This is a genomic window from Acetobacter sp. DsW_063 (genome assembly GCF_002153745.1).
Taxonomy (GTDB): domain Bacteria; phylum Pseudomonadota; class Alphaproteobacteria; order Acetobacterales; family Acetobacteraceae; genus Acetobacter.
Map to the genome: position 1 here is coordinate 26,742 of NZ_JOPL01000031.1, position 17,840 is coordinate 44,581.

The following is a 17,840-nucleotide window of genomic DNA, read 5'->3' on the forward strand; positions in this document are numbered from 1 at the left end:
GTTTGATCCGGTCAAACCAACTTCAACGGTTCGTCGGGCCTGCAAATGTCTGCAACTGCGTCAGGTGCGTAGCTGCACGGATATCGGCCAGAAACTCGTCTCGTGAGCCATCTACGGTTTTGCCGTCCCTGATCCACGCGACACGCGCCCCGATGCACTGATCCAGACAGGTGACGGCAATAGCGGGGCGCAGGGTGAGGCCGCTGGCGCAAGTCATGTCCGCGTGTATGTCCGATGCCAGTGCAGCTGGGTCGAGCAGTCCGAAGCGTAGCGTTTCCTGCCAGGGATTGGGCTGATTTGTAGGGTCATCCACTGCAAAGAAGGGCGCGATGTTGCGTTCATCGCTCATCGGACCCCGGCCGTGACGGGTCAGGTAACAGCGCGACACGTAGAATGCGTCAATCGTCTCCAGGCTGGCCTCACGTGCGATCGCGGCAATATTGGCGACGCCGGTGTTCGAGCGGGTAAGGTAGGGAAAGTCAGGATAGTGTTGGTCCAGCCTCAGACCCTGCGCCGCTTCAAAGATCACGGTCTGGTCTGCGCTCAGTGTGGCGTCCTCTCTCAGATCGACGACGCTCGAGAAGAAGAGGCAATCATCCACAAATCGCTTGACGATATCGGACGATGCTGCGTGGCTCAGCGGGGAATCATTTCCGAATTTCAGACCCAACTGTTTCATACGCGCGGGCAACCAGTCCCCCTGAATGGCACGCAGTTTGTCACGCAGCCGTGGCGCCCGCAGATCGGCGACGGTCAAGGTATACGCGGTGTCCTCGGTTCGTCCTGCGGTTTCGCCAAACCCCATACCGCACGATCCGTGCCGCTCTTCGCCACGAGATGACTCCAGAGCCTGATTGATCATCATGTCCCACGGCGTCGTGACCGCGCCGCGTGGGTCCGCGGTTACATGCACGCAACCGCTTTTCGCCGCGACCTGATCTAACTCTTCTCGAAAAAGCATGGGATGGGAAATCATGAATTGCGACAGATGCGTTGACGCTCCCGCAAGCGCGCCCGAGCCGATATGGTGAAACACGTGGCGTGTTCCGTCGGCGAGCGTAACTGTGTGCCCGGCCTGAGCGCCACCGTTGCTGCGCACCACGGTCACGGCTCCCGGCGCCAGGGTCGCCAACCAATCGACCACGCGCCCTTTGCCCTCGTCGCCGTAGGCGGCCCCGATCACGACTTGCGCGACATGCGTCATTTCTCGATGCTCCTTAACGGGGAAAACCGAAAAATCTCTTAGAATATTTGGGGAGATTGAGAATTGACGGACCGCCGTCTGTTGTCGCGCCCCCATGCGCGGCGTCGCCCACCGCTTCGATCGTCGTTACGATGGTGTCCGCCAGTCGTGACGGGTCTCGTAAATGAATGACCCTTTCTGGAAGAATCGATTCCCATGATCGGCGCACACGATCGAGATTTCGCGCAGCGTAGGTGCCGTCCACGATGATATGGAATACTTCATATCGTTCCCGCGCCAACGCGACGATCTCCTTTCCTCTGACGCCGCGTTGTGACGAAAGCCCAAGGACCCGTTTGATCTGCTCCCGAGAGACGCCGTCCAGCACGGGTTCGTCGCCGACCGTGAACAAAAAGCCTTTCCGACCGCGTCGTTCGAAAGCATCATGGGACGTTTTCCATGCCGCAAACGCGTGCGCCAGACAGTAGCTTTCTCCATCATTGCCCCCACCGCCGCCCTCCAGCCACAGACCGCGCAGTTGCTCGATGATGCGCAGATCGGCCTCGAATTGCGTCGCCTGCAAGGGCGCGCGGTCACAAAACGCGTCTCCGATTGCAAGCGCCATGACGTGCGGGTCGCTGACCGGTTTGCGGTCGAGCAGTTGCGTGAACGTCTCGTTCAGGCCCCGCACCACCAGTTCCTCCGCCAGAACCCCCATGGAGCCCGTGACGTCTACGCCGATGATGATCGGCGTAGAGAGAGGGTTGTTCACGCTGTCGCGGGATTCCCTGATATGGATACGGGCCGGATCGTAATGCGGATCCATGCTTCGCGAGGCGAACAGTTCGGAGCGGCTCAGCCCGTGTACCGAGCCGGCTGCATAGCTCGCCCAATCCTCGTCTCTCCAACGTCCGTGTCCCATGGCGTCCTCCGGGTGTCTCTCCTCTGGGCAGAATTGACGCAGATTGGAACAGAATACAAGATGCAAAATACATTTTGCGTTTAATTTGACGTGTGCGATGTGCTTCACCCATGACGACCACGTTCGAAAAGCCCATTCTTACGATCGATCTCGTGCCCCTGACGGTGCGTGACGAACGTTTGTGCGTGCTGCTGGCCGAACGTGGGCAGGAACCGTTCACCGGGCGGCAAGCCCTGATCGGCGGTTATGTTCATGTCGATAAAGACTGCAATCTTGGCGAGACGGCGCGACGCGTGCTGCGCGACAAGGTCGGCCTGAGCAAACTCTACGTGGAGCAACTATCAACGTTTTCCGGAGCGGACCGGGATCCTCGCGGCTGGTCAGCCAGCGTCGCGTATTTTTCTTTGACGCCGTTTGAATGTCTTCAGCCTGCTCTGAATAAAGCGGGTCTCGACCTTGTCGACGTCGCTGCGGTCTCGGGTCTGCCGTTTGATCACGACCTTATCGTACGGGCGGCCGTCGAGAGGTTGCGCGGCAAGGGTGCCTATTCAGATTTGCCTGCGCGATTTCTGGGAGAATTCTTCACGCTGCCGGAACTTCACCGCGTTTATCAGATCGTGCTCGGAGAAAGGATCAACATTGACGCCTTCCGGCGCAAAGTGCTTGAGCGTGACTTTCTGGAGGCCACGGGGGAGAAGCGAACCGACGCGGGCGCGACGCGGCCTTCCGCCCTCTTTCGCCTGAAGAGCGCGGCCTCGGTGTTCGACCGGCGGTTCTAGAACAGGCCCCGTTCAGACGGACTTGTCTGAACGGATGTGGGCTTTCGAAAAACGCCCAGTACGGACCGTCCCTTCTTGCAACGGCATGCAGCCGATATGCCCCGAAATCGGACAGAGGCTGGAAGCCGGGCTATCCGTTGTAACAGCCCGGCTTTTATGTGTGATGAACAAGTCGCCAAAAGGCGGCGATCACCGCCCCTTGCGGCGCGTCAACTGGCTCACATCCCGCACGGCGCCGCGCGCCGCACTGGTCGTCATGGCGGCGTAGGCCTGTAACGCTGTCGAGACGACGCGCTCGCGATCTGGCACCCACGCATCGACGCCCTTGTCTTCCATCTGCGCACGCCGTTCCGACAACTCTGCATCGGGTACGGCCGTTCGCAGGATGCGGCCCGGTATGTCGATCTCGATGATGTCGCCGTCCTGAATCAAGCCGATAGCGCCGCCTTCGGCGGCTTCCGGCGAGATGTGGCCGATCGACAGCCCGGAGCTGCCGCCCGAGAAGCGGCCGTCGGTGATCAGCGCACAGGATTCCGCCAGGCCTTTGGATTTCAAATAGCTGGTTGGATACAGCATCTCCTGCATGCCGGGTCCCCCTTTGGGGCCTTCATAGCGGATCACTACAACGTCGCCTGCCTTGATCTTGCCGCCAAGGATCGCGGACACCGCGGCGTCCTGACTCTCGAACACGCGGGCCGGTCCGGAGAACGTAAGAAGTCCGGCGGCGACGCCAGCGGTTTTCACGATGGCGCCGTCTTCAGCGATGTTGCCGTACAGCACGGCCAGACCGCCGTCCTGACTGAAGGCGTGAGGCCCCGCGCGCAGGGCGCCCTTTTCGCGATCCGTGTCCAGCGACTTGTAGCGGCTGGCCTGCGAGAACGCCTGCGTCGTGCGGACGCCGCCCGGCGCCGCGCGGAAGAACTCGCGCGCAGCTTCGGGCGCCTCACCGCCGATATCCCATTGTGTGAGCGCGTCGGAGACAGACGGCGCATGCACCATCGGCGCGTTGCGATGCAGCAGCGCCAGACGATCCAGCTCGCCCATGATGGCCGGGATGCCGCCCGCGCGATGCACGTCCTCCATGTGAACGTCGGACCGCGATGGCGCGACCTTGCAGAGGTTGGGCACGCGCCGCGACAGGCGGTCGATATCGGCCATTGTGAACGCGACCTCACCTTCATGCGCGGCGGCGAGAAGATGCAGCACCGTGTTCGTCGAGCCGCCCATGGCGATGTCGACAGTCATGGCGTTCTCGAACGCCTCCCGCGTCGCGATGGAGCGCGGCAGCACGCTCTCGTCGTTCTCTTCGTAGTAACGGCGGGCGAGGGATACCGCGAGTTCACCCGCCTTCAGGAAGAGTCCTTTCCGGTCGGCGTGCGTCGCCACCAGACTGCCGTTGCCCGGCAGGGAAAGGCCAAGCGCCTCGGTCAGGCAGTTCATCGAATTGGCGGTAAACATGCCGGAGCAGGAGCCGCAGGTCGGGCAGGCGGAACGCTCGATTGTCTCGGACTCGCTCTCGCTCACGTCCGGGTTGGCGGCGGCCACCATGGAGGTGACCAGGTCGACGTGCCGCTCGATTCCATCTTCTGTTACGCGTCCGGCTTCCATCGGACCGCCGGAGACGAACACCGTCGGGATGTTCAGTCGCATGGCGGCCATCAGCATGCCGGGCGTGATCTTGTCGCAGTTGCTGATGCAGACCAGCGCATCGGCGCAGTGCGCGTTCACCATGTACTCGACCGCGTCGGCGATCAGTTCACGCGACGGCAGGCTGTACAGCATGCCGCCGTGACCCATGGCGATGCCGTCATCCACCGCAATGGTGTTGAACTCGCGTCCTACGCCGCCAGCTTCGGCGATGGCGCCGCAGACGAGTTGCCCGAGATCTTTCAGATGGACATGGCCAGGGACGAACTGGGTGAAGGAGTTCGCCACAGCGATGATAGGCTTGCCGAAATCGCCGTCCGTCATCCCCGTGGCGCGCCAGAGGCTGCGCGCGCCGGCCATGTTGCGGCCGTGGGTCGTGGTGCGGGAGCGGTAACCGGGCATGGGGCGACTCTTTTCGGATCTGAACGGATATTTACGGGCGCGACCCCAAAGCAGTGCGGTCGTCGCGCCGTTGAAGCCGACCATAGTAGCCTGAAACGGCGCTCACGTCAGCATCAGACGCGATTCGGGCCGCGACTTACGCCGCGTGCCAGTTGCCGCCCTGCTTGTAAGCCATATTCAGATCTTCGATCATGTGATCGAAATCTCCCGCGTTCAGGATCGTTACCGTAGGGTCGAAGTTCTGGCCCGCGCGGAAAGCAGCGTGCAGCCGCCGGTTGAGTGCGCGGTTGAAAACGCCGGGACCAGTTTTGTAGGCGATGTACAAATCCTTGTGCAGAAAACTGTTCCGATAAATCGATAGCAGGCAATCGGCGAGGATCGGGCTGTTACGGCGGCTGCCGAAGAAGTCGTTATGGACGTAGTGGTTGTCCGTCAGGAAGAACACGTGCGACGGCTGCAAAGAGATCTGGCGGGCGAACGCCTTGGGCGACCGTATTCTGATATCGGCGTCCAGCCACCAGCCGCCCAGTTCCTGAATGACATGAACGCGCAGGAAATCGGCTGCTTCCGCAGGGTGTCGAGCCGCAAGGAACAGATCACGCGCTTCGGCTCCATAGGTCGAATACAGCCACTCCGTGCCTTCCTCACGATTGAACATGCGTACCGGCGCATCCAGCGTGTCTTGATGATGCTGAAGGTTTTCGGTGACTTCCTCCGGCGGGTCGCGGTCCCAGTACATGTAGACGGCGGGCGGTATCATCTGCTCCGGCGTCGCCGCCTTCTGCGGCGCCGAGGGCTTCAGGACGCTCAAGGCTGTCTCGAGATAGAGAACGTCCGCCTCTTCGCCGGTGTGGAAGCTCTCGAAACAGCAACCCATCCGCTCCAGCGCGGCCTTGGGACTCTGTTGTCGCCAGGCCATCTCGATGCCCGTTATGTAGTTGTAGATCGGGGTCGAAAGTCTCTGAAGCTGCTCCAGCTCTTCAGGCGGAACCGGCAGGCCCGCTTTCAGCAGGCACAGCAAACGGGCCTGGAGCAGCGACGAGGCTAGCGGATACTCGGTGGGACTCTTCGAGTGCAGGTTGAATGCGAGCCCGTAAAAATTCGCGGCCTCCCTGACCAACTTGTGCATGTGCAGAATGTTGGCGAGTGCGAAGGCATGCTCGACAGTGCCGCCGCCATGCTTGTTGTAGTAATTCTGGGCCTGATGATTCCCGGCGAAATCTTCAAGCGAGAAATCTGACGCCTTGTCTACTGCAACGAACACGAAACCATCGGCGTCAAGGTTTTCAGTGGTCATGACCTGTTCTTTATTGCTCTCTGTCACGCGCCGCATCGAGCGGCGTTCACGGGTTTCATCTGTCCAGCATTTCGCTGACATTGCAACATAGGGCGCAGGACGCGCCGCAGCCGCGTGGCCGGTATTTTCAGGCGCTCTCGGCTTCCCCCGCGCGCCATTCCCGTGTGAGGGCAGCGACCAGTTGAGCGGCCGATATGAACCGACTGCGTCGGGCGCCGCCCCCAGCCCAGAAGGCGCCGTAACCGCTCTCCCCCCCCGCGCGCGCGGCTGCGTCGAGCGCTTTTCCGGCGTCGTAGGCATAGGGGTAGGGCGGGGTCGCCGGGCGATCGTTGCGCGCGCCCAAAGCGGTGAAACGATTGACAAGACATCGGGCGGGGCGTCCTGAAATTGCTGAGGTCATCACGGTGACGTCCCCCTCCGACGCGCTCCCGGACGCCGCCAGCGCCTTGCGGTAGGCTGGGCTGGCTGCGCTCTCGTCTGCGGCGACGAAGGCCGTGCCAAGCTGCGCTGCGCACGCTCCGGCCTGCAGAACCGCTGCGACGTCCCGGCCGTTCATCAGCCCTCCCGCCGCGAAAAGGGGGGTAGACGTCGCCTGAGACAGTTCCCCGAGCAGCGTGTGCAACGGAAGCTTTCGGTCCGCCCCCTGCGGGTCGAAGACGCCGCGATGGCCGCCGGCCTCGTAGCCTTGGGCGATCAGGACATCCATGCCTGCCGCGTCGGCCGCTTGCGCTTCCGATACGCACGTCACGCTTGTGGCGAGCAGAGCGCCAGATCGCCGCAGGACGTCCGTCGCATGCGCCGACGGCGCGCCGAAATGAAAGCTGACCAGCGCCAGCCGTTCTTCAGCCAGCATGGTCAGCCTGGCGTCGTTGTCGAGGAAGCTGAGATAGATTTCGCGCAACGATTCAGGCGGGACTGCGTCATAGCGCGCGAATTCCGGTCGCAGCCATTCCAGCCATGCGGCGGCGCGATCGGGCGCGCACTCCTCCGAGCGATGGCAGAAAAGATTCACTGAAAAAGGCCGGTCGGTGAGGCGACGGGTTTCACGGATCGCGGCTCTGGCGGCCTCAACGCTCATGGCGCCAAGGCCCAGCGAGCCCAGACCGCCTGCCTCTGACACTGCGGCGGCTAAAGCAGGCGTGGACACGCCGGCCATCGGCGCCTGCACGATAGGCGTGGTCATGCCGAGACGGCGCAAAACAGGGTGCAATTCGGTCATCGCTTCGGTTCCCTGGCGCGCGATGAGGCGCTGTTTCCGGCGTTGATCTGAGGCATGAGCAGGGACAGGATCGTCGCAGCCGCCTCGTCGGGCGTGCGCGGACGGACGCCCTCTCCTCCGGGAAACGCCTGAGCGCGCAGTCGCGTTGCCGTCGGGCCGGGATCGAATAGAGAAATGTGGAAATTTGGGCGGTCCGTCATCTCCTCCCGCCAGCTTTCCACAAGTGCCTCGAGCGCTGCGCGGCAGACGGCGGCGCCGCTCCGAAAACGCCCTGGCGCAGCATCCTGCCGGTTGATGAGAATGACGGCGCGGGCGAACGCCGCCGCCCTGAGAAGAGGCGTTGTTGTCCGAAGCAGCCGCATCGTCGCGGTGAGATTGACGCCCAGCGTCTGCTCCCAGTCCCTGTCACGGATGTGTGCGACAGGACTCAGCGGGACGAACGTGGCGGCAGCGTGTACCAGCAGATCAAGCCGCCCAAAACGTTGTGCGATGGACGGACCGAGCGCGTCGGCGCCGCTCCCGTCACTGAGGTCGAGCGGCAGCAGGGTAGAGCGTCGTCCTGAGGCGGCGAGGATCAGATCGTCGGTTTCTTCAAGCCCGCCGACCGTGCGCGCAGTGATGACGCAATGAGCGCCTTGCGTGGCGAGAGCGACGGCGACGGCCCGCCCAATTCCCCGACTTGCGCCCGTCACCAGCGCGACTTCGCCCGCCAGTGGCCCTTCGGCGCGCCCGACGGATGAAGCGGCGCCTGAGTCAATGTCTGCGTTTGCAACTGCGCCCTGCGCCGTCCCGGTGGGCGCACCCGCAAGCGGACTCTCGATCGGCCCGCTCATGAGGTCGGCTCAGGCCGCGTCGGCGCCGTGTTCCTGCTCGTAATCGACAAGCGGGATCGGATAATCGCCAGTGAAGCAGGCGTCGCAATACCGGATGCGGTCTGCGTCGCGCTTTTCATGGCCGAGCGCACGATAAAGCCCGTCGAGCGAGATGAAGGCGAGGCTGTCGACGCCGATCAGTTCCGCCATCTTCGCCACGTCATGCTGCGCCGCGAGCAGCTTGCTACGTTCGGGCGTGTCGATGCCGTAGAAGCAGGAATGCTTCGTGGGCGGCGAGGAAATGCGCATATGCACTTCAGCCGCCCCCGCCGCGCGCACCATGTCGACGATCTTGCGCGACGTGGTGCCGCGCACGATCGAGTCGTCCACCAGCACGACGCGCTTGCCGTCAAGCATGGTGCGGTTGGTGGAGTGTTTCAGACGCACGCCGAGATTGCGGATGTGATCGGTCGGTTCGATGAACGTCCGCCCGACATAGTGATTGCGGATGATGCCCAGCTCGAACGGGATGCCGCTGGCCTGCGCGTAACCCATCGCCGACGGAACGCCGGAATCCGGGACCGGGACGATGACGTCGGCGTCGACCGCGCTTTCGCGCGCCAGCTCGACCCCGATCTGTTTGCGGACGTTATAGACCGACATGCCGTCGAGCACCGAGTCGGGGCGGGCGAAATAGATGTATTCGAACACGCAGAAACGCGATTGCGTCGGGATGAACGGGCGCACCGAGCGCACGCCGTTCTTGTCGATGATGACCAGTTCGCCCGGCTCCACGTCGCGTACGAATTCGGCGCCCACGATGTCCAGTCCGCAGCTTTCCGAAGCCAGCACCCAACCGGACGCGTCGTCGGCGGAGCCGGGGATGCGCCCGAGCACCAGAGGACGTACGCCCAGCGGGTCACGCACGCCCATCAAAGTCTCCCGTGACAGAACGACGAGCGAATATGCGCCCTGCACCTGCTTGAGCGCGTCGATCAGCCGGTCTTCGACCGTCGCGTAGAGTGAAATGGCGATCAGGTGAATGAACACCTCGCTGTCCATCGTCGACTGGAACAGACATCCGCGACGGATCAGGGCTTTGCGAAGCGTGTTCGCGTTGGTCAGGTTGCCGTTATGGGCGACGGCCAGACCGCCGAATTCGAACTCGGCGAAAAGCGGCTGCACGTTGCGCAGCAGCGTATCGCCGGTCGTCGAATAACGATCATGCCCGATCGCGTTGGCGCCCGGAAGAGTCGCCATGACGCGGGAGTCGCTGAAAACGTCCCCGACGAGGCCAAGACCCTTGTGTGTATGGAAGCGCTCGCCGTCGAAAGTGACGATGCCGGACGCCTCCTGCCCGCGATGCTGGAGCGCATGCAGGCCAAGCGCGGTGATCGCTGCGGCGTCAGCTGTGTTCCACACGCCGAAGACGGCGCATTCCTCATGCAGTTCGTCGCCGCCGTGACGGTCGTCCGGATCGATCGTGTCCTGCCACGGTGAAGAGGTCTGGAGCATGGATGGGTCCCTTTTGGGCGTCCGCCTCACCGGCAGAACTGGCGATACGTCACGGGGTGGAGGAGCCGGACGCGTCCGGGCTCTTCCGTTCGGCGAGGTCATGGCGCGAGCCGCCCGGCGGCGCAAGACCTGATCCCGCGAATTTGGGGAGAAGCGGCGCCAAATGCGAGGCCTCGCTCGCCGTTCTGCGCGCCATTTCCTGCATGAGAGGGTTGTCACGCATTTGCGCCGCCCAGTGGTACGCAGGCGACACCCATGTCGACAACGCGTACATCGCCGCGACGACGACGAATCCCCGCAAGGCCCCGAACACGCCGCCCAGCAGACGATCAAGCCCGGCAAACGGCGATAACAGCACCAGCCGGGACACGCGGGACGCGACGACGCGGCATAAGACCAGCAGCACGGCGAACGTTCCGACGACTCCGAGCCAATAAGCGATGAAGTGGTTCGATATCTGTCCGCTCAGCCAGGTCGTCGCCTGATCGTGGAACGCGCCTGTAAGCGCCAACGCTACGATCCAGCTCGCCAGACTCAGGACTTCACGTGAAAAGCCGCGCCAGACGCCAAACAGGGTGGAGATCGCCACAAGGCCGAGCGCCGCCAACCCGAGGGTTCCCGGAGGGTGCGCGAACAGATCGTCACGCCAGGCCAGAGCGGCGGACTGTGCGGCGGATTGCGCGGCCGCAACGCTCGTATCGGTCAGAGACGCCATGACCGGCTCCATGACGCAGGCGACGACGTATTCGGAAGCTGGACGTCAGAGCCAGCTGGAGCAGCGGCCGTTTCTGCGCCGCCCTCACACCTTATGGTCAGGCGCAAGCTGTGTCCGATACAGGGTTCGTCAGGGTGTCCATACCGACTCATGCAGGGGCTTATGCCACTCAAGTCGCGTCGAGTCATCGAATCCTGCGCCAACGGCGAAAGGCGCGCGTACAGGTCGCCCGGCGCTACGGCAGCTTGCTCGTCGCCACCCGCCATGGAGCCATGCGCCGGGCGCCTGTGCGTGTGGGCGAGCGGCTGAGGCGGAGGCTGAGTTCTCCCATTTCGATACGAGCGTGTAATTCGGTCCAGACCGTCTCCGGGTCGACGCCTGTAAGCCGCCACAGATGCAGCAGCGATTCCAGAAACGCCGCGCTCTCCCGCACGACCCCTTCGGGATCGCCTGCAATAGAGGCGATTGTGCATGCCGTTGCGGCGGCGCCGGTTTGACGTGCAACGACATCCCCGGACGTCTCTCCGGCGCTCAGCCGCGCCAGCGAAAGGCTTTTGACGGCGGAGGGCGACTTTTCTGTCATCGGACGATCATGATGAGCGGGATGCGACCTCGTCAAATCTGTCACCGAGGGCGGTCTCCTGATGCATTCGCCTGCTGATTCTGCGCATGTCGAATTTGGACGCCCACCAGAAACGCCCCGATGACGAAAAAGTCCCCGCATGGCTGGCATAACGCGCAAGCGTCGCGGACCGGCAAGAGGGGCGGGGGATTCACGGTCCGACTTCCGCTGCGTTGTCCCGGCACCACAGCGCGACCTGCTCATGGGTCGCAAACCAGACGTCTCCGCGAGCGCGTGCTGCCTCCAGCAATGCAGAGATCACGCCGACGCGGCTGCGATGTCCGCTGATGTGCGGGTGCATCGTTAGCAGGAAAAGGCCGCCTTCGTCGTAGGCTCCGTCGAACTCAGCCATGAAGATGTCCAGCACGTCGCGCGGGGCGGTGTATGGGCGCAGGGCCGAAAATCGGTCGAAATTGAAGTAGACGGCGTCGTCGCGGATCCATTCGGGCGGCAGTTCGACAATGCCGGTGGCTTCCCCGTTCTGGAGAAGTTCGTAAGCGTCGTCGTCAGCCATCAGACTGCTGTCGTACAGAAGCCCCATCTGCCGGATGATGGAGAGCGTGTTGACCGAGAAGTCCCAGCTTGCCGTGCGGATGCCGACGACCGGGCGCCGCCCGATGTCCTGCAGTACCGCTTGCGCTCGGGTTGTCAGGTCCAGCTCGGTTTCGCCGTCGAGATGCGTGTTGCGCTCATGAATCCAGGAATGGATGCCGATCTCATGCCCATCGGCGACAACGCCCCGGACTTCGTCGGGGTAGAGCAGGGCGGAGACCGCGGGATAAAAGAATGTCGCAGGCACGGCGTGGTGTTGCAGCAGGTCCCGGATGCGTGGCACGCCACGTCGATGGCCGTAGTGACCCTGGCTGATGCGCATGGGGCTTTCGTCGCTGTCGCGCAACGGAATCGTGTCATGATCGGCGTCGAACGAGATGGCGAAAGCACAGCGCGCACCATCGGGCCAGGCTTTCGGACGCAGAGAACGCCCGGCGCGTGCGCGCCCGACGGCGGCTCGCCAATAGTTTTCCGGCCATTGCCATGGGGGAAGTTTATTGTTCGGGAGTTCGGTCATAGGGCTATGTCCATCATGTCCTGCTCTCGCCTGAGTGTTGTCGTCACTGGCTCCGCGCCACGCCACCGGGCGTCCATGCGCCGCGCGACGGGAATGAAAAGAGCCGACCCTAACGCGGCCAGTGACGCCAGCATGCACAGGTCGCCAAACAGGTGGGCGTACGCCATCGGCGCGGCGGCCCCTTCGTTCGATCTGCCGACAGAGACGCCGGTAGCGACGACGCTGCCGAGATAACTCGTCAACCCGGCCAGCACGGAAAAGCACCCCATCAACTGTCCTGTCGCGCCGGGGGGCGCATATCGCGCGATTGCGGCGAGTCCGAGCGCAGCAATCAGCAGTTCGCCCGCCGAGAACACGGCGTACCCCGCCACCATCCACCATGGCGAAATTGTCGCATTGACGCTGGCGAGGGCGGCGGCGCGCCAGAGTTGAAACGAAAGCGCAAGGAAAATGAAACCGCACAGGAAGCGGATCGGCAGGGAAATCGGTCGGTCACGGCGCTCGGCGCGGTCATAAAGCGCGGCCAGACCGGGAGCGATGGCGAGGATCCACAAGTTGTTCAGGGATTGAAACTGTCCGGCCTGCAGCGTCCAGTTTACGCCCGCCATACGAAGTGTAGTCGCGACATGGTCTCGGGCGAAACTGGTAAGGGATGTCGCGATCTGCTGGTTGAACAGAAAGAACAGGACCGCCTGCGCCTGTAATGCGAAGGACAGTCGCAGCCCCAGGCGCCAGGCTGGCGTCGCGCGACGGTACAGAAAACTCCAGACCAGCAGAATGGCGATCGCCGCGATCCAGATGCAGATTCGGGCCAGCACCGGGTAATGCAGCAGGACAAAGGCGAGGCCGATTGCGGCGGCGCATGCAGGCCATACCCATGTGTCGCGTTTTCGCGCTGCCACCACGGTGCGAGGAAGGGTCAGGGATACTGCGAAACCCACCCACAAGACGGCGGCTGCGATGGCGAAGCTCTTCCGCCATCCGATATGTTCGGCGAGGAATGGAATTGCGATAGCAGCGACGGTCGCGCCGATATTGATCGACATATAGTAGATGGTGAAGACGATATCGACGCGGTCTGAAGCGTCGTTGAAGGTCTGTCGCAACAGGCTGGCGACATTAGGTTTGAAGATCCCGCCGCCCAGAATCAGCACGGCGAGCACAAGAGATACTCCCGCCGATCCGCCCAGACCGCAAGAGAGCCCGCTATAGCCGATGGCCAGCAACGCCATCGCGATCGTCACTGTCCGCCGCGTTCCGAGAACTCTGTCGCCCAGCCAGCCTCCCAGAACAGGAATGCCGAACATCAGGGCGCTGAATGCGCCCCATAGCATCACGGCTCCCTGTTCCGTTAGTCTCATGGTCTGCACGAAATACGCTATCGAAACGCTTTGCAGGCCGTAAAAACCAAAACGTTCGCAGATTTCCAGGCAGGCAATTTGCAGAAACGTGCGGTTGCGGGAATGCATCAGAAGAAGCGTGCGCTGACGGGAGCGATGTGGACGCTCTGCAAGGCCCCCTTCAAGCGCAGCAGGCTCGACCATCTGGTCCGAAGGCTATGCGCGTGCGCAGGACCACCCTGACGAATTTTTGCGCCAGTAAATGTGTAAAAGGAAGTTTCAGGAAATGAGATGGAGAAACTTCCACTGCCGATCGGGCGGAAAACACTGCTCGTGTGATACCGGCCTGACGCACCTGCGTTCCATGCAGCGCGCGAACGACGTTGCGACGAAAGGCGATAGCAGCGGGAGGCGGAGGTTCTCTGACGGCCATCGGGCATGGTCATTCTGTAGACGAAATGGAGGCGCGTGAAAACCTTTCGCCAAGCAGGTTGCTGCGCCCTTTCCTGTACGCTGCAGCAGTCAGCTTTCGAAAGACGCAGCCCCCCGGGCTGTCGCCGCCGAGACCATGGCCAGCGCGGTTTCAGTCCGTCGTCGCGTTCTCGCCAGCCAGCCCCGTCCGAAGCGCCGAAACCCGTCGCGGGAACGATATTCACGTTGCTGCATGCCGCCGAGGACCATCACGGTCACCATTTCTGCGCCGCCTGGCCGCGCGAGTGCGCGGCGCACTTCCGGGCCAATGCCGCTGCTGGGCGGAAGTCCAAGCCGCGCGTGCAACGCAGCCAAAGAGTCGGGATCGATCTGAGGCAAAAGGTCCGTGACGTCGATATGCGACACCCCGTCGAGGGTTTTTGGTCCGATGCGTCCGTCCGCCACGGCGCCGACGATGCGCTGCAGCAGGGTCGCAGACGCGCCCACGCCGCAATTCCAGCCAAAGTCGAACGTCATGAGATCGACGCCCGCAGGGAGCGCGGATCCAGCGAGCGGGTTCCAGTAGCGCGAGCGGGCGATGGCGTCGAAAGTCTTCAGGTCCAGCGCGCGCATGCTGTCCGCCGAAATCGCTGCGGGCGCGGACCATGCGGCCAGCGTCATTGCGGAGACGCCGTAATGGCTGCCGATCAGTGTGTCGCCCCGCCCCTTGTCGCCACGCAACCAGTTTCCGGGGTCTTTGGGATCGTCGCTGTATCCGCCTTCCGCCGTACGAACGAAATCGAGGCATGCGTCGAAATTCTGGGCGGTCAAGAAGCGTCTCCGGTGCTGGCGGCGAAAAGCCGCGACCGCGCACGAAACGTGCGGCGGTCGTCGGGACGTCATCTTACGTGTCTCTGATGGCGAGGATCTGAGCGGAAACAAACGGGGGCGCCGCAGGGACGAGTTCCGGCGGTCTCCTCCCTGAGTCGGCGCGGGGGATGGAAACCACACAGGGAGGGGTGGAGGAAAAGGTTTGCGGGCAGGCCGTCCGCGCCGTCTCGCGGCGCGTGAGCGGCAAGCAGTAATCAGAGGCGCAGAAATGCGCTTCGAGCACTGCGCACGACCGTCAGTCGATAAGTTGACGCGCGGCTCTTCAGGTTAGAGGCGCCAGGACATCTCCGGGAACGCCATTCATGGCGGTCAGCGCATCCGCCGGAGTGAGCTTCACCTGCACGCCGCGAGCGCCTCCGTTCGCGACGATATAAGGCTGCTCCAGAGCTTCGCGCGCCAAAATTGTTGGCGTCGCCTTGCGGCGGCCGAAAGGACTGATCCCACCGACCTTGAAACCGGTCACGCGCTCGGCGTCTGCAGGTTTCATCATTCTGGCGCTTTTCCCGCCTGCTGCGGTCGCAAGCTTTTTCATACTCAACTCGCGCGCCACGGGAATGACGACGCAGACGGCCGCGCCGTCAACCTCGGTCATCAGGGTTTTAAACACCCGGTCTTCCGGCTCGCCCATGGCGGCGGCGGCGTGGACTCCGAGCCGATCCACCGATGGGTCGTAATCGTAAGACAGCGTTTCGAAAGGGATATTACTGCGGCGCAAAAAGGCGGTGGCGGGCGTGGTTTTGCTCATGTGCGAAGCCTACACCAGCGCCCCGTTCGGAGGTATCCCGCATGGCGCATGGCATCGTTCATTCGGCTGATCATGTAAGGATAATAATATTCGCCGCGCGAACGGAGTGAAGGACGTGGCGGCGCGCGTGTTCACTTCACTGCCGCCCAGAAAGCAGTGTCCGCAATTCGCTGGATGCTGGAGCCATGCTTGTTCGTGCCGACTCATATAAGTGGTTCTTGGACGCTGTTTTGACGAGCATCTTGATCCGCGCGGATGGATGCATCCCGCATGGACCTCCCCCAAAGGAACGTGAACCCGGCCCCATCGGGTAGTCTGCGCAAGCCGCCCCAGGTCTGCAAAAGAAATCGACGCATCAACATCCGCCTTATGACGTCCGGTCAGGTCCGCTCCCTCGGAGTTTGGAATAATCCCGTGGGCTGCATCCGGTGATCGACCTGAAAGCGGCGCCGAACGCGCCGCTGCTTTCGTAGCCGACTTCAAGTGCTGCGTCGGTGACGCTGCGGCCACGCGCCAGCAACTCCTGCGCGGCCAGCACACGCAGACGCCGTCGCCATGTGGAGAAGGGCATGCCGGTCTCCGCCATGAAACGTCGCACGAACGATCTGGGTGACATGCCAGCGTCGCTCGCCCAGTCGGGCTGTTCACGTGGATCGGCAGGATTATCGCTTAACAAATCGGCCATACGGCGAAGACGCGGGTCCGTCGGAAGCGGCAGCGACAGGGCCGCGTGCGGCAGTGAGCGGAATTCGTCCCAGAAACTCTCGGCCAAGCGAAACAGCGGCTTATCCCAAATCATGCCGGAGGCATGGCGCGCAAGACGTTCCGCCTGCGCGCGCAGCAGCCGCGATCCCTGTGTCAGGAACGGTTCGGACGGCAGAGTCCGGCTGCGGGATTCGTTGATATACAGAAGCCAGCCGGTAATGGCGCCGTGGGAGCGCGCCTGATGCGGTAGTCCAGGTGGAAGCCACAGGCACTGGCCGGGACCGATCTGCCAGTAAGAATGCTCGGTCCTGATGCCGATAACACCTTCATCAACCCCGAGAATTTGTCCGTACGCGTGTTCATGCCGCTCAGCCATACGGCGGGTCGTCTGGCTGAAATATCCACCGTTCATCCACGGCGGCTCGCCGGCGGCAGAATCCAGGGCGAGCGGCGGTATGGGGAAGGTGGCGCACATGAGTCGAAATATGGCCTGCAAGCGTGAGCACGCCAAGCGTGGGAGGCTTACCATGGGTGAAGCGGCCAAGCCCCCGCAGGGGCGGCCTTCATGGAAGAGAAAGCAGATGAAAATCGGTTTCATAGGACTGGGAGCCATGGGCGTGGTGATGGCGGGGCGCCTGATCGACGCCGGGTATGATCTTGTCGTGCACAACCGCACGCGCGCCAAAGCCGACGCGCTTGTCGCGCGTGGCGCCGCTTATGCAGAAACTCCAGCAGATGTCGCGCGGGATGCGGACATCGTCTTCTCCATGCTGTTTGATGACGCGTCGACTCAGGACGCCACCTTCGGTGACAATGGAATCGCGACGACGCTCCGGTCTGGAGCCATCCACGTGTGTTGCAGCACCCTCTCGCTTGCACAGGCGCGCCGCCTGCGTGACGGGCACGCCGAACGCGGACAGGCTTATGTCAGCGCCAATGTCCTCGGGCGCCCACCCGCTGCGGAAGCGGGGCAATTGTATGTGATCGCCGCAGGAGCCGAAGGAGATGTGGAGCGGCTCGGGCCCGTGCTGAAATGCTTCGGTCCTCATCTTTTCGTTGTGGGGACAGATCCCGTGCAGGCGAACCTCGTTAAACTCTCCCTGAATTTCATGATCTATTCGACCATAGAGCAGATGTCAGAGGTCTTTGCCCTGAACGAAAAGGCCGGAACCGACCCGCGAAAAATATTCGATATTATAACAGGAAGTTTTTACAATGCGCCGGTTCACAAGAATTACGGAAGCCTGATGGTCGATAAAAATTACGACGCGCCCGGCGCGCCGGTCACGCTGGGACTCAAGGATGTAAAGATGTTCATGGACGCCGGCGGCGAATATGCCGTGCCTCTGCCTTATGCGTCGGTCGTACGCGACAGATTGCTGAGCGCGGTAAGCGCGGGAGACGGCGAACGGGATTTTGTGGTGTTGTTCGAGCGCGCGCGGCAGGAAAGCGGCCTGAAGTGAAGGCGCCGCAACGCAAGCGCGAACCCATTTTGCTAGGGCGTGTCGTCAGTTAAGCGGGAGGCTTATGCCGCTTGTACTCCTACCTGATCTGTGATGTTTTCTT

At 62.6% G+C, this 17,840-nt stretch carries 16 protein-coding genes; 2 read left to right on the top strand and 14 right to left on the bottom strand.

Features of this window, described 5'->3' with window-relative positions; all coding sequences use genetic code 11:
• Positions 1-22: 22 nt before the first annotated feature.
• Together HK28_RS06460 and HK28_RS06465 are read right to left on the bottom strand one after the other, a co-directional pair.
• A complete protein-coding gene (locus tag HK28_RS06460; protein WP_158093411.1) occupies positions 23-1,204 on the bottom strand; it encodes an adenylosuccinate synthetase in 1,182 nt (393 codons plus the stop codon).
• A gap of 13 nt (positions 1,205-1,217) precedes the next feature.
• Positions 1,218-2,105: a hypothetical protein gene (locus tag HK28_RS06465; protein ID WP_086643790.1), complete on the bottom strand. Its 888-nt coding sequence runs from the start codon at positions 2,103-2,105 to the stop codon at positions 1,218-1,220.
• A gap of 110 nt (positions 2,106-2,215) precedes the next feature.
• On the opposite strand from HK28_RS06465, the gene HK28_RS06470 reads away from it, so the two are divergent.
• Positions 2,216-2,884 (top strand): NrtR DNA-binding winged helix domain-containing protein, encoded by a 669-nt coding sequence (locus tag HK28_RS06470; protein WP_086643791.1) that lies wholly within the window; start codon positions 2,216-2,218, stop codon positions 2,882-2,884.
• Between the two features lie 189 nt (positions 2,885-3,073).
• Here HK28_RS06470 and ilvD read toward each other — a convergent pair whose 3' ends face one another.
• The 12 genes from ilvD to HK28_RS06530 all read right to left on the bottom strand — a co-directional run bounded on the left by ilvD (position 3,074) and on the right by HK28_RS06530 (position 16,749).
• Positions 3,074-4,933 carry a dihydroxy-acid dehydratase gene (ilvD, locus tag HK28_RS06475; protein WP_086643808.1) on the bottom strand — a complete coding sequence of 620 codons (1,860 nt, stop codon included), beginning with the start codon at positions 4,931-4,933 and terminating at the stop codon, positions 3,074-3,076.
• Positions 4,934-5,069: 136 nt separating this feature from the next.
• Entirely contained in the window at positions 5,070-6,230 is a 1,161-nt protein-coding gene (locus tag HK28_RS06480; protein WP_086643809.1) for a hypothetical protein, read from the bottom strand.
• A gap of 127 nt (positions 6,231-6,357) precedes the next feature.
• Positions 6,358-7,449: a nitronate monooxygenase family protein gene (locus tag HK28_RS06485; protein WP_086643792.1), complete on the bottom strand. Its 1,092-nt coding sequence runs from the start codon at positions 7,447-7,449 to the stop codon at positions 6,358-6,360.
• Positions 7,446-8,282 carry an SDR family oxidoreductase gene (locus HK28_RS06490; protein WP_086643793.1) on the bottom strand — a complete coding sequence of 279 codons (837 nt, stop codon included), beginning with the start codon at positions 8,280-8,282 and terminating at the stop codon, positions 7,446-7,448. The genes HK28_RS06485 and HK28_RS06490 overlap by 4 nt, the downstream gene beginning before the upstream one ends.
• Positions 8,283-8,291: 9 nt before the next feature.
• A complete protein-coding gene (gene purF, locus HK28_RS06495) occupies positions 8,292-9,776 on the bottom strand; it encodes an amidophosphoribosyltransferase (protein WP_086643794.1) in 1,485 nt (494 codons plus the stop codon).
• Positions 9,777-9,825: 49 nt separating this feature from the next.
• Complete coding sequence (locus HK28_RS06500; RefSeq protein ID WP_158093412.1) at positions 9,826-10,491, bottom strand: CvpA family protein; 666 nt, start codon at positions 10,489-10,491, stop codon at positions 9,826-9,828.
• A gap of 235 nt (positions 10,492-10,726) precedes the next feature.
• The gene (locus HK28_RS06505) at positions 10,727-11,119 is read right to left on the bottom strand and encodes a phosphoribosyl-ATP pyrophosphatase (RefSeq protein WP_233140400.1); all 393 of its coding nucleotides are present in this window, start codon (positions 11,117-11,119) and stop codon (positions 10,727-10,729) included.
• A gap of 145 nt (positions 11,120-11,264) precedes the next feature.
• Positions 11,265-12,182, bottom strand: a complete 918-nt coding sequence (locus HK28_RS06510) for a polysaccharide deacetylase (protein WP_086643797.1) — start codon at positions 12,180-12,182, stop codon at positions 11,265-11,267.
• On the bottom strand, positions 12,179-13,726 hold the full coding sequence (locus tag HK28_RS06515; protein ID WP_086643798.1) for a peptide MFS transporter: 1,548 nt from the start codon (positions 13,724-13,726) through the stop codon (positions 12,179-12,181). The genes HK28_RS06510 and HK28_RS06515 overlap by 4 nt, the downstream gene beginning before the upstream one ends.
• A 318-nt stretch (positions 13,727-14,044) precedes the next feature.
• Positions 14,045-14,764, bottom strand: a complete 720-nt coding sequence (locus tag HK28_RS06520) for a glycoside hydrolase family 108 protein (protein WP_086643799.1) — start codon at positions 14,762-14,764, stop codon at positions 14,045-14,047.
• Positions 14,765-15,086: 322 nt separating this feature from the next.
• Positions 15,087-15,569, bottom strand: a complete 483-nt coding sequence (gene ybaK / locus HK28_RS06525) for a Cys-tRNA(Pro) deacylase (RefSeq protein WP_086643800.1) — start codon at positions 15,567-15,569, stop codon at positions 15,087-15,089.
• A 367-nt stretch (positions 15,570-15,936) separates the two neighbouring features.
• Positions 15,937-16,749: a helix-turn-helix domain-containing protein gene (locus HK28_RS06530; protein ID WP_086643801.1), complete on the bottom strand. Its 813-nt coding sequence runs from the start codon at positions 16,747-16,749 to the stop codon at positions 15,937-15,939.
• Positions 16,750-16,801: 52 nt separating this feature from the next.
• Here HK28_RS06530 and HK28_RS06535 point away from each other — a divergent pair, with 52 nt between their 5' ends.
• Positions 16,802-17,737, top strand: a complete 936-nt coding sequence (locus tag HK28_RS06535; protein WP_233140401.1) for an NAD(P)-dependent oxidoreductase — start codon at positions 16,802-16,804, stop codon at positions 17,735-17,737.
• Positions 17,738-17,840 lie beyond the last annotated feature (103 nt).

Bases quoted from the DNA above. Each gene is read 5' to 3' on its own strand.
- HK28_RS06460 (WP_158093411.1), bottom strand. From the start codon at position 1,204: ATGACGCATGTCGCGCAAGTCGTGATCGGGGCCGCCTACGGCGACGAG.
- HK28_RS06465 (WP_086643790.1), bottom strand. From the start codon at position 2,105: ATGGGACACGGACGTTGGAGAGACGAGGATTGGGCGAGCTATGCAGCC.
- HK28_RS06470 (WP_086643791.1), top strand. From the start codon at position 2,216: ATGACGACCACGTTCGAAAAGCCCATTCTTACGATCGATCTCGTGCCC.
- ilvD (WP_086643808.1), bottom strand. From the start codon at position 4,933: ATGCCCGGTTACCGCTCCCGCACCACGACCCACGGCCGCAACATGGCC.
- HK28_RS06480 (WP_086643809.1), bottom strand. From the start codon at position 6,230: ATGACCACTGAAAACCTTGACGCCGATGGTTTCGTGTTCGTTGCAGTA.
- HK28_RS06485 (WP_086643792.1), bottom strand. From the start codon at position 7,449: ATGACCGAATTGCACCCTGTTTTGCGCCGTCTCGGCATGACCACGCCT.
- HK28_RS06490 (WP_086643793.1), bottom strand. From the start codon at position 8,282: ATGAGCGGGCCGATCGAGAGTCCGCTTGCGGGTGCGCCCACCGGGACG.
- purF (WP_086643794.1), bottom strand. From the start codon at position 9,776: ATGCTCCAGACCTCTTCACCGTGGCAGGACACGATCGATCCGGACGAC.
- HK28_RS06500 (WP_158093412.1), bottom strand. From the start codon at position 10,491: ATGGCGTCTCTGACCGATACGAGCGTTGCGGCCGCGCAATCCGCCGCA.
- HK28_RS06510 (WP_086643797.1), bottom strand. From the start codon at position 12,182: ATGACCGAACTCCCGAACAATAAACTTCCCCCATGGCAATGGCCGGAA.
- HK28_RS06515 (WP_086643798.1), bottom strand. From the start codon at position 13,726: ATGGTCGAGCCTGCTGCGCTTGAAGGGGGCCTTGCAGAGCGTCCACAT.
- ybaK (WP_086643800.1), bottom strand. From the start codon at position 15,569: ATGAGCAAAACCACGCCCGCCACCGCCTTTTTGCGCCGCAGTAATATC.
- HK28_RS06530 (WP_086643801.1), bottom strand. From the start codon at position 16,749: ATGTGCGCCACCTTCCCCATACCGCCGCTCGCCCTGGATTCTGCCGCC.
- HK28_RS06535 (WP_233140401.1), top strand. From the start codon at position 16,802: ATGGGTGAAGCGGCCAAGCCCCCGCAGGGGCGGCCTTCATGGAAGAGA.